This is a genomic window from Streptomyces sp. KR55 (genome assembly GCF_052245645.1).
In the GTDB taxonomy this organism is placed as follows: Bacteria; Actinomycetota; Actinomycetes; order Streptomycetales; family Streptomycetaceae; genus Streptomyces; species Streptomyces flavusporus.
Genome location: NZ_JBQQCE010000341.1, coordinates 1 through 10,892 on the forward strand (window position 1 = coordinate 1; position 10,892 = coordinate 10,892).

The 10,892-nt window shown below is 71.2% G+C and carries 6 protein-coding genes and 1 pseudogene; 6 read left to right on the forward strand and 1 reads right to left on the reverse strand.

Annotated features, from left to right (window positions below):
- Window positions 1-7 precede the first annotated feature (7 nt).
- The 4 genes and pseudogenes from mftF (at window position 8) to ACTWQJ_RS36440 (ending at window position 4,878) form a co-directional block, all read left to right on the forward strand.
- A complete protein-coding gene (gene mftF, locus ACTWQJ_RS36425) occupies window positions 8-1,450 on the forward strand; it encodes a mycofactocin biosynthesis glycosyltransferase MftF (RefSeq protein WP_443310741.1) in 1,443 nt (480 codons plus the stop codon).
- Between the two features lie 144 nt (window positions 1,451-1,594).
- Window positions 1,595-3,541: pseudogene (acs, locus tag ACTWQJ_RS36430) on the forward strand (acetate--CoA ligase).
- A 26-nt stretch (window positions 3,542-3,567) separates the two neighbouring features.
- A complete protein-coding gene (locus tag ACTWQJ_RS36435) occupies window positions 3,568-4,242 on the forward strand; it encodes an SDR family oxidoreductase (RefSeq protein ID WP_443310736.1) in 675 nt (224 codons plus the stop codon).
- A 72-nt stretch (window positions 4,243-4,314) separates the two neighbouring features.
- Entirely contained in the window at window positions 4,315-4,878 is a 564-nt protein-coding gene (locus tag ACTWQJ_RS36440; RefSeq protein ID WP_443310737.1) for an adenylate kinase, read from the forward strand.
- A gap of 633 nt (window positions 4,879-5,511) precedes the next feature.
- Here the strand turns inward: ACTWQJ_RS36440 and ACTWQJ_RS36445 are convergent.
- Entirely contained in the window at window positions 5,512-7,203 is a 1,692-nt protein-coding gene (locus ACTWQJ_RS36445; protein ID WP_443310738.1) for an acetolactate synthase large subunit, read from the reverse strand.
- 213 nt (window positions 7,204-7,416) lie between these two features.
- Between ACTWQJ_RS36445 and ACTWQJ_RS36450 the strand changes: the two genes are divergently transcribed.
- Together ACTWQJ_RS36450 and ACTWQJ_RS36455 are read left to right on the forward strand one after the other, a co-directional pair.
- Entirely contained in the window at window positions 7,417-8,154 is a 738-nt protein-coding gene (locus ACTWQJ_RS36450; protein WP_443310739.1) for a flavodoxin family protein, read from the forward strand.
- 1,108 nt (window positions 8,155-9,262) lie between these two features.
- Window positions 9,263-10,837: an HD domain-containing phosphohydrolase gene (locus ACTWQJ_RS36455; RefSeq protein ID WP_443310740.1), complete on the forward strand. Its 1,575-nt coding sequence runs from the start codon at window positions 9,263-9,265 to the stop codon at window positions 10,835-10,837.
- Window positions 10,838-10,892: the final 55 nt, after the last annotated feature.

Here is a 10,892-nt window from a genome sequence, read left to right on the forward strand (position 1 = left end):
TGCCCGGCTGCCGTCGCCGCCGGACGCCACCCTGCCCCACGGGTTCACGGTCGAACTCGCCCACGGCACACACCGGTCGCGGGACGGACGGCTCATGGCCGGCGGCTCGCCCCTGCGGCTGGTCAGACTGACCGACGCGGCGGTCCGCCGGCTCGGCGACGGCCGGTTCACCGTCGCGGACGCCACGAGCGCCGCGCTCGCCCGGCGGCTCCTGGACGCCGGCGTCGTGCACCCGCGCTCCGCCCCCGTGCCGGTCGGCGACACCACGGTCGTGGTCCCCGTCCGCGACCGCGCCGACCAGCTCGACCGTCTCCTGGGCGCCCTGCGCGCCGACCCGGCGACCTCCGACCTGCCGGTGCTGGTCGTGGACGACGGCTCCGAACACCCCGCCTCCCTGGCCGAAGTGGCCTGCCGGCACGGCGCCCGGCTGCTGGCCCACCCGTACAACCGGGGCCCGGCGGCGGCCCGCAACACCGGGCTGCGCCACGCCCGTACTCCTTACGTGGCGTTCTGCGACTCCGACGTGGTGCCCGAACCCGGCTGGCTGGCACCGCTGTTGGCACAGTTCGCCGACCCCGCGCTGGCCCTCGCCGCACCCCGGGTGACCGCACTGCCGGTGCCCGCTCCCGGGCTCCTCGACCGGTACGAGGAGATCCGCTCACCGCTGGACATGGGCGCGGCGGAAGGACCGGTCGTGCCCGTGTCCGCGCTCTCCTACGTGCCGAGCGCGACCATCGTGGTCCGCCGCGAGGCCGTCGGTCCCGGCTTCGACGAGGCCATGCGCGTCGGCGAGGACGTCGACCTGTGCATGCGGCTGCACGAGGCCGGCTGGCGGCTGCGCTACGTCCCCTCCGCCCGCGTGCGTCACCGGCACCGCACCGACCTGCGCGGCTGGCTCGCCCAACGAGCCGGATACGGCACCGGAGCCGCCGACCTGGCACTGCGTCACCCCGGCCAGGTGCCGCCGCTGTACGCCGCCCCCTGGTCGCTGGCCGCCTGCGCGCTGTTGCTGCGCGGCAGGCCGGTCCCGGCGGCACTGGCGGCGGCCCTGACGGGGGTGACCGCCCTGCGCGTGGCCCGCCGGATGCCCGACGCCGACCATCCGGCCCGCGCGGGCGCCCTGCTCTCGCTCGCCGCGCTGCGCGGCACCGCCGAGCAACTGCTGCGCTGCGCCACCCGGCACCACTGGCCGGTCGCGGTCGCAGCGGCCGCCGTGAACCGCCGCGCCCGGTACCTGCTGATCGCCGCTGCCGTCGCCGAGGGGCTGGTGGACCACCGCCGCTCGGGCAGCTCGCTCTCCCCGCTCACGCACACGGCGCTCCGCCGCCTCGACGACCTGGCCTACGGCTGGGGCGTCTGGCAGGGCGCCCTGCGCCGAGGGACCACGGCACCGCTGAAACCACGCCTCGCGCTACGCGTGGTGAGCCGCTGGACCGCCGCACGTCCGTAGCCGTACGCCGCATCCGCCACCGCCAACCTCACGCCAACCCTGTCTGGCCACTGTGGCCACCCGCGGACGGGTCCGCCGCGTTCCACCGCTCCCTCGGGCGCGGCCGACCCGTCCCCGGTACCCGCACCCCACTGGAGGATCCACATGTCTGCGCGCTCCGACCACCGCGTCCGCCACGAGAGCCCGCGCACCGCAGCGGGCGAGGCGGTGCCCGGACCGCCCGAGCAGACCACGGCCGACCGCCTGGCCTTCTGGGCGGAGCAGGCGGGACGGCTGCACTGGGACACCGAGTGGAACCAGGTGCTCGACTGGTCGGACGCGCCCTTCGCCCGCTGGTTCACCGGAGGCCGGCTGAACGTGGCGTACAACTGCGTGGACCGGCACGTCGAGGCCGGCCACGGCGACCAGGCCGCCTTCCACTGGGAGGGCGAGCCGGGCGACACCCGAACGATCACCTACGCCGACCTGAGGCGTGAGGTCTGCAAGACGGCCAACGCTCTCCTCTCCCTGGGCCTGCGGGCCGGGGACCGGGTCGCGATCCAGCTGCCGATGATCCCCGAGGCGGTGTTCGCCATGCTGGCCTGCGCGCGGCTCGGGCTGCCGCACAGTGTGGTGTTCGGCGGGTTCTCCCCGGCCGCGCTCCAGTCCCGTATCGAGGACGCCGAGGCGCGGCTGCTGATCACCGCGGACGGCCAGTACCGCCGGGGCAGGGCGGAGCCGATGAAGGCGAACACCGACGAGGCGACCGGGGCCACGCCCTGCGTGGAGCACGTCCTGGTGGTCCGCCGCACCGGCATCGAGGTGCCCTGGACCGAGGGCCGCGACCTGTGGTGGCACGAGCTGGTGGACGCCCAGTTCGACCAGCACACCGCCGAGGACTTCGACACCGAGCACCCGCTGTTCATCCTCTACACCTCGGGCACGACCGGTAGGCCGAAGGGCATCCTGCACACCTCCGGCGGCTACCTCACCCAGGCCGCCTACACCCACCGCGCGGTCTTCGGCCTCGATCCCGACATCGACGTCTACTGGTGCACGGCCGACATCGGCTGGATCACCGGGCACTCGTACATCGTCTACGGGCCGCTCGCCAACCGCACGACGTCCGTGATGTACGAGGGAACGCCCAACACCCCGCACGAGGGACGCCACTTCGAGATCATCGAGCGGTACGGAGTCTCCGTCTACTACACGGCCCCCACGCTCATCCGCACCTTCATGAAGTGGGGCGAGGACATCCCCTCCCGCTACGACCTGTCGTCGATCGGAGTGCTCGGCAGCGTCGGCGAGCCGATCAACCCCGAGGCGTGGCGCTGGTACCGCAAGCACCTCGGCGGCGACCGGGCGCCGGTCGTGGACACCTGGTGGCAGACCGAGACCGGCGCCGTCATGATCGCACCCTTGCCCGGCGGCCCGGCCGCGAAGCCCGGTTCGGCCCAGACCCCCCTGCCGGGGATCTCCGCCAAGGTGGTCGACGACCAGGGCAGGGAGGTCGGCAAGGGCGAGAGCGGCTACCTGGTGCTCGACCAGCCGTGGCCGTCCATGCTGCGCGGCATCTGGGGCGACAGCGAGCGGTTCCGGTAGACGTACTGGTCCCGTTTCGCCGCGCAGGGCTACTACTTCGCCGGTGACGGCGCCCGCTACGACGAGGACGGCGACATCTGGCTGCTCGGCCGGGTCGACGACGTCATGAACGTCTCGGGGCACCGTATCTCCACCGCCGAGGTCGAGTCGGCACTCGTGTCGCATCCCGCAGTGGCGGAGGCTGCCGTGGTCGGCGCGTCGGACGCTACGACGGGGCAGGCCATCGTCGCCTTCGTCATCCTGCGCGGCGGCACAGTCTGGTCCGCGGGGGACGTCACCGGTGCGCTGCGCGAGCACGTGGCCCAGGAGATCGGCCCCATCGCCAAGCCCCGGCAGATCATGGTCGTCCCCGAGCTGCCCAAGACCCGCTCCGGGAAGATCATGCGCCGGCTGCTGCGGGACGTCGCGGAGAACCGGGAGGTCGGCGACGTCACCACACTCGCCGACGCCTCGGTCATGGACCTGATCAACGCCGGTCTCACCGGCGGATCCTCGCAGGCCGACTGACCTGCGATCCACGAGGGGAGACGGACATGGGACGCGCAAGCACGCCGACCGGCCGGGTAGTGCTCGTCACCGGCGAGGGCGATCTCGCCGACGCGGTGGCGGGAAGCCTCTTGGCGTGCGGTGCCCACGTGGCGCTGGCGGGCCCCAATGCCGACGAGGCACGCCTCGTGGCGTCACCCAGGTCGTTGGTGCTCGCGCTGCCCTGCGGCCGTGACGACCTCACCGCGCTCGGCCGGGCCGTCGACACGGTCGTCGAGCGCCTCGGCCGCCTCGACCACCTCGTGAACCTGGTCGCGGCCCGGCCCCGGCCCGGTCCGCTGATGGAACTGGACCCGCTGGCCCTGCGCGACGCCCTGCACAGCGACCTCGTGACCCCGTTGGCCTGCGTGCAGCGTGCCTACTGGCGCTGGATGGCCGCGCACGGCGGCTCGGTGGTCAACGTGGTCGCGGCAACGGCACGCGGCGGGCCGCAGGACGCCGCCCTGGCGGGACTGACCGAGCTCACCGAGTGGCTGGCCGCCGAACTGGCACCCCGGGTCGACGTCCACACCCTCGTACCCAGCCCGTCGCTGGGTGCCGACGCGTACCGGACGGCCGCGGCCGAGGCGGCGTGCGACCTCCTGACCCGCCGGACGAGTCCCGCACACGGGCCGGTGTTCGTGCTCAGCGAGCGACCCGCCTGCCCGTCCCGGGCCGCCTGACCGACATGGCCGAGCAGATCCGACGTCAATCCGACGCGAATCCGACGTGAACCTGAAAGGTGTGCAGCACTGATGCGACTCGTCCTCATCGGCCCTCCTGGAGCGGGCAAGGGCACCCAGGCGGCCGTGCTCAGCGAGCGGCTCGGCGTCCCTCACATCTCCACCGGAGACCTGTTCCGGGAGCACGTGACGCGCCGGACCCCGCTCGGACGGGAGGCTCAGCGCTATCTCGACACCGGTGAACTCGTCCCCGACCACGTCACCGTCGGCATGGTCCGGGAACGGCTCGCGGGGCCGGACGCCCGGCACGGCTTCCTCCTCGACGGATTCCCCCGCACGGTGGCGCAGGCGCGGGAACTCACCGCCATACTGGGCGCCGCCGGCACCGCGCTGGATGCGGTGCTGGAGCTCACCGCTCCTGAAGACGTCGTCGTGGCACGGCTGTTGGGCCGCGGCCGACCGGACGACACCGAAGACGTCATCCGGCACCGGCAGCGGGTGTACCGGCACCAGACCGCGCCCCTCCTCGCCCACTACTCGGCCGTCCTGCTGACGGTCGACGCCGTCGGCCCGGTCTCGGAGATCACGGCGCGGGCCCTGGCGGGCCTGTCGGACGCCGAGCGATGGGCCGGGTGACCGACATCGGCGGAGCACTGTCTCCCAAGTGCCGCCTTGTGCACGGTCTTCCATGGGTCGAAGCGTTCGGGCAGCTCACGCCACTGCACTCCCGGAGCTGAGCCGGTGAATGATCCCGTGGATCACCGGGCGGTGGTCCCGCCATCGGCAGCACCGTTGTCGGTCACCGGCAGCAGCCACTCCTGCACGGCCCAACATGAGGGGCCTGCCACCGCTGCGGTCTAGACAACCAAGAAACCCCAGGTAGCTGACCTGGGGTTTCTTTCTGGAGCGGGTGACGAGAATCGAACTCGCGCTCTCAGCTTGGGAAGCGACGGCGCTTGAAGGGCCAGACAGCCTCTGACCTGGCCTCAAGCGCCCTGGTACAGCAGTCGGCCGGACGGGGTCGCGCCGCTGTTGACCGTGGTTGACCGCTCTTAAGGGCACGCTATGGGCACGCGGTCCGGAGAGTGGGCCCGGAACGCGTGGGTGCAGGCTTCGCCGGCCTGCGTCGAGATGGCTTCTGTCGGAGGCGGACGCCGGATTGCGGACGTACAGGCCGGCCTGGACGGTGTGGCCGACGACGGCCCCGTGGCGGGTTCGCCGGTGTGGGGTCCTTCCCGATGCCAGCCGGGAGGCTCTGGGGCTGTCGGATCAGAACGGGCCGTGGAGACTGCCCAGCCTGTCGGTCAGGCGCAGGTTCTCGGAGTAGTCGACGGGGCAGGCGATCACGGAGACCGAGTTGTCGTCGAGGGCGCGACGCAGTGCGGGCAGCAGTTGGTCGGCGCTCTCGATCACGTAGCCGCGTGCGCCGAAGCTTTCGGCGTAGGCGACCAGGTCAGGGTTGGTGAACCGGGTGTGGCTGTGGCGGCCGAGTTCGAGTTCCATCTTCCAGGTGATCAGGCCGTATTCCTCGTCCACCAGGACCAGGACGACCAGCGGGACGCGTTCACGGACGGCCGTCTCCAGTTCCTGAGAGTTCATCAGGAACGAGCCGTCCCCCATCATCGCCAGGACGCGCCGGTCCGGCCGGGCCAGCTTGGCGGCGATGGCACCCGGCAGTGCGAACCCCATCGTGGACAGGCCGTTGGAGACCAGGCAGGTGTCCGGTTCGTAGGTGGGGTAGAGACGGGACATCCACATCTTTCCGGCGCCGGTGTCGGCGAGCACGATGTCGTGGCGGTCCAGCGCGGTGCGCACATCGGTCACGACGCGCTGCGGCACCAGGGGAAACGCGTCGTTGTCACGTCCGTACTGCCGCTCTTCGTCGAGCAGGGCGCGGATCTTCTCGCTGCTTCCCGAATCGTAGGTGAGTCCTTCGGGCAGTGCTGCCGCGAGCGCGTCCAGCGCCTGCGAGGGGTCACTTTCGACACCCACGGTGACCGGGTAGTGGGTGTCCACCTCGGCGGGGAAGCGGTGGACGTGAACGATCCGCTTGTCACCGTTCGGGTTGATCTTGGCCGGGTCGAACTCCTGGATCTCGTAGCCCACGCAGAGCAGCACATCGGCCGCGTCGAAGCCGAAATTGCCATAGTCGTGGCGCATGAAGCCGATCGCGCCGAGGGCGTTCGGATGGTCGTCGGGAAAGACGCCCTTGCCGTGGAAGGTGGTCGCTACCGGGATGTTCAGCCGTTCGGCGAACCGCACCAGGGCGGCCGAGGCCCCGGCTCGGGCGGCGCCATGGCCTGCCAGCACGACCGGGTGCCGTGCGGCCGAAAGCACTTCGGCCGCCCGTGCGATCTGGGAGGGTGACGGCGCGTCGGCCCGCACCGTATCGATCTGCAGGGGCGCCAGCGGCCCGGCGGGACGCTCCGCTTCGACGTCCTCGGGGACCGCGAGGAACACTGCTCCGGGCCGTTCGCTCTGCGCCGCCTTGAACGCCTTGCGTGTCATCTCCGGCACTGCGTCCGGACACTCGATACGGGCCGACCACTGAGTGACGGGAGCGAACATCGACACCAGGTCGATGACCTGGTGCGACTCCTTGTGGATGCGGCGCAGGGAGCCCTGGGCGGCCAGGGCCACCAGCGGCGCACTGTTCGTCATGGCGTCCGCGGTGCCGAGCAGCAGATTGATCGCGCCAGGCCCCAGCGTGGCCGAACACACACCGGCCCGGCCGGTCAGCCGCCCGTAGATCTCCGCCATGAACGAGGCGGCCTGTTCGTGACGCACCAGGACGTACCGGATCCCGGAGCCGTTCAGCGCGTCGACGAAACGGATGTTCTCCTCACCGGGGATCCCGAAGACGTACTCGACGCCCTCGGCCCGCAGACAACGCACCAACAGGTGCGCGACGTCATCCACTGCTGCAGTGTCCCGCGACCCGGTCGCGCTTTCGGTGCCCATGGGGCGACCGTAGGCACGCCCCGCCCGCCTCGGCCACCTGTCGGCCGCCGCCCGGGGACCAGTGACGGGGTACCGACCCGTGCCGGAGCTTCAAGCATCGCCGAGGCCATTCGGAGGCGCTGTGGTGGCGTTTTCCGCGGTCGGCCCGCACGCTGGATCCGGATATGGACTCGCCGCCGGACACCGAGCGGCGGCAGGCTCAGGGAGGACCGTGTGACCACTTCGTCGCCCGCCACTGACGCACCGCCGGCCCGGTACGACGACCTGCGGGCCCTGGTGATCAACTGCACACTTAAACGGTCGCCCGGCACGAGCAACACGCAGGGGCTGATTGACCGCAGCACCGCCATCATGGACGCGCAGAGGGTACGAGTCGACGTCCTACGGGCAGTGGACCACGACATCGCCACCGGTGTGTGGCCCGACATGACGGAGCACGGCTGGGAGACGGACGCCTGGCCGGACCTGTACCAGCAGGTCCTGGCGGCCGACATCCTGGTACTGGCGGGCCCCATCTGGCTGGGTGACAACAGTTCCGTGATGAAGCAGGTGATCGAACGCCTCTACGCCTGCTCCAGCCTGCTCAACGACGCCGGCCAGTACGCCTATTACGGCCGCGTCGGCGGCTGCCTGATCACCGGAAACGAGGACGGCGTCAAGCACTGCGCCATGAACGTCCTCTACAGCCTGCAACACCTGGGGTACACCATCCCTCCCCAGGCGGACGCCGGATGGATCGGCGAGGCCGGCCCCGGACCGTCGTACCTCGACCCCGACTCGGGCGGCCCGGAGAACGACTTCACCAACCGCAACACCACCTTCATGACCTGGAACCTGCTCCACCTGGCCCGGGCACTGAAGGACCTGGGCGGCATCCCCGCCTACGGCAACCAACGCACCGCCTGGGACGCCGGCTGCCGCCGTGACTACGAGAACCCCGAGCACCGGTAGCGAGACCCATGTGCGGGAGCGGCTGAAGCCTCCACTGACTGTGGGGGAGGCTGCGGTGTCGAAAGCCACCGCTCGTACCAGCACGGCGACGCAGCGCGTCGGGCAGTGGCCCCGCACCCAGCGCTGTTCCCACTCAGGTTCTGGCGCACTACGTGGAGCAGCTGGTCATTGCCGCGCAGGGCGGCGATTCGGCAACGACGCCGCGTGTGAGCCCCCGGAGCGTCGTCCGGTATCGAGCCGTACGCACCGGTCTCGACAACGACGGGTACGCAGGGAGCCCCGGGTGGCCCGGGCTCCCCTTCCGTGGCGGCCGCTTCCCAACACCACGGAGCCGCTCACCTGTTGGGAGACGAGCAGAACGAGAGTGGCACTCTCCTCGGCGGGTATCCCGGGATCCGCGCGCCTGGTCAGGATTTCGTAAGCGCTCCGGCGCCACCGCCGGGGGAACGGCAGCCTGAGGGCTCGGACACGGGTACGCCGTCGACAGATGCGATGAAACCGCTGGCCAGCGGCGTCTTTCAGCGTATGAGAGCAGCCACTGCACGGCGCCCGCCGAGCACTCGCGCCCTCGCCTGCCCGATCTTTGTAGGCTCAACGGGGCGAAATCCGTCGGAGAGCCTTCAAAAAACAGCAACCCCAGGCCACTGACCTGGGGTTTCTCTCTGGAGCGGGTGACGAGAATCGAACTCGCGCTCTCAGCTTGGGAAGCGACGGCGCTTGCGCTGGGGAATGCCTCCTGACCAGGGAAGATGTGGTGTGGAGAGGGATCGGGGGATGCAGGGTCGGGTCGTATCCGACCGCTGTTGACCGTTCTTACGGGCACGGCTGGGGCACGGGCTGCGCGGACGGGCCTGGTCAGTGGTGTCCGTAGTGGTCCTGGCCGGTCAGCCCCTGCCGGTGTTCCTTGATCGGGTCTCGCCATTGCAGTCGCGATCCGGCAGGGCTCAGGGGCCAGGGAATCTCCAAGACAGCAGTGTGGGCTCGGACCGAGCCGGAGGCGATGATGCCGGAAGGTCGCATCGAACACCTCCGCTGCGGTTACTGCGACTCGCCGATGAGTACCGGTCACGGGCGTGGCCGGAAACCAGCCGCCCGGGCACGTGGGAAAATGGACATCGCTTACGACTGCGGAGTGACCATGCGGGACCAGCTGCGGCTGATGGATCTGCTGGCCGCCCTGCCGGTTGCCACGGATCTCGGCATGGGGCGACCGCCGGAGACGGCGATCCGGTCGTGCCTGCTGGCAACCGGTCTGGCCCGCGCCCTCGACCTGCCCGACGGACAGGTGCGTGGCGTCCACCTCGCCTCGCTGTTGCGCCACCTCGGCTGTACGGCCACTGCGGCCGTCGAGGCCCGCCTGTACGGGGGCGACGAACTGGCGTCACGGTCGGCCGCCGAACCCGCGGACTTCGGCGACGTCCGGGAGGCGCTCGCTCTGACGCTCGGCACTGGCCGGGGCGCGGGCGTGCACCGGCCGCGCCTGCTCACGCGGGCCGTAGTCGGCAACCTCCGGCACGGGAAAGAGATCTTCCAGTCCATCTGTGAGGCGGCCTCGCTGCTCGCCGGCCGGCTAGGGCTCGACCAGGAGGTCCGGGACTGTCTGTACCAGCAGTTCGAGCGGTGGGACGGCAAGGGGCTGCCGCAGGGTTTGGCCAAGGACGAGATCGTGCTCCCGGCACGGATCAGCGAAGTCGCCAACCAGGCACTGCTGTTCCACCGCAAGGGCGGGCCGGAGGCAGCCATGGCCATGCTGGAGCGACGGGCCGGTGGATGGTTCGATCCGTCGGTCGTCGACGTCTTCGAGCGCCGCGGGAGCGCCCTGCTGCGCGAGATCGACGCCGTGGATCCGTGGGAGGCGGTCCTGCAAGCCGAGCCCCCGCCCGTGAGGTACATCAGCGGGGGCGAGCTCGACCAGGTGGCGCGCGGCTTCGCGGACATGGTCGATCTCAAGGCGACCTACCTGCTGGGGCACTCGGCGGGAGTCGCCGAGCTGGCCGAAGGAGCCGCCCGCTCGCTCGGGCTGGCGGAACGCGAGGTCGAGGACCTACGGCGCGCCGCCCTCCTGCACGACCTGGGGCGGGTCGGCGTCCCCAGCGGGATCTGGGACAAGCCCGGCCCTGTGACCCGTACGGAACGCGAACAGATCCGGCTGCACCCCTACCACACGGAGCGGATCCTGGCCTGCTCGCACGTCCTCGAATCGCTGGGGCGCATCGCGGGTCTGCATCACGAACGACTGGACGGCAGCGGCTACCACCATGGGCTCTCGGCTGCCGGGATCCCCGTGACCGCCCGGATACTCGCGGCCGCCGACACCTTCCAGGCGGCCACCCAGGATCGCCCTCACCGGCCCGCCCGCAGCCCGGCCCGGGCCGCCGACCTGCTGGCCGAGGAGGCCGCGGCCGGTCGCCTCGATCCCGACTGCGTGCGGGCCGTCGTCGAAGCCGCCGGGCAAGCGCCGTCACAGGTACGGCCGAGCCGGCCCGCCGGGCTCACGGACCGCGAGGTCGACGTCCTGCGTCTGCTGGCCCGCGGCCTGTCGAACAAGGAGATCGCGAGCGGGCTCGTGATCTCGCGCCGTACCGCCGAGCACCACGTCCAGCACATCTACGGCAAGATCGGCAACTCCACCCGCGCGGCCGCCGCCCTGTTCGCCATGGAGCACGACCTCCTGCGGGGCTGAGCCGCCGTACCGGTTCGTGCGGGCACGAGGCGTGCGGTCACGATGCCAGGAACTC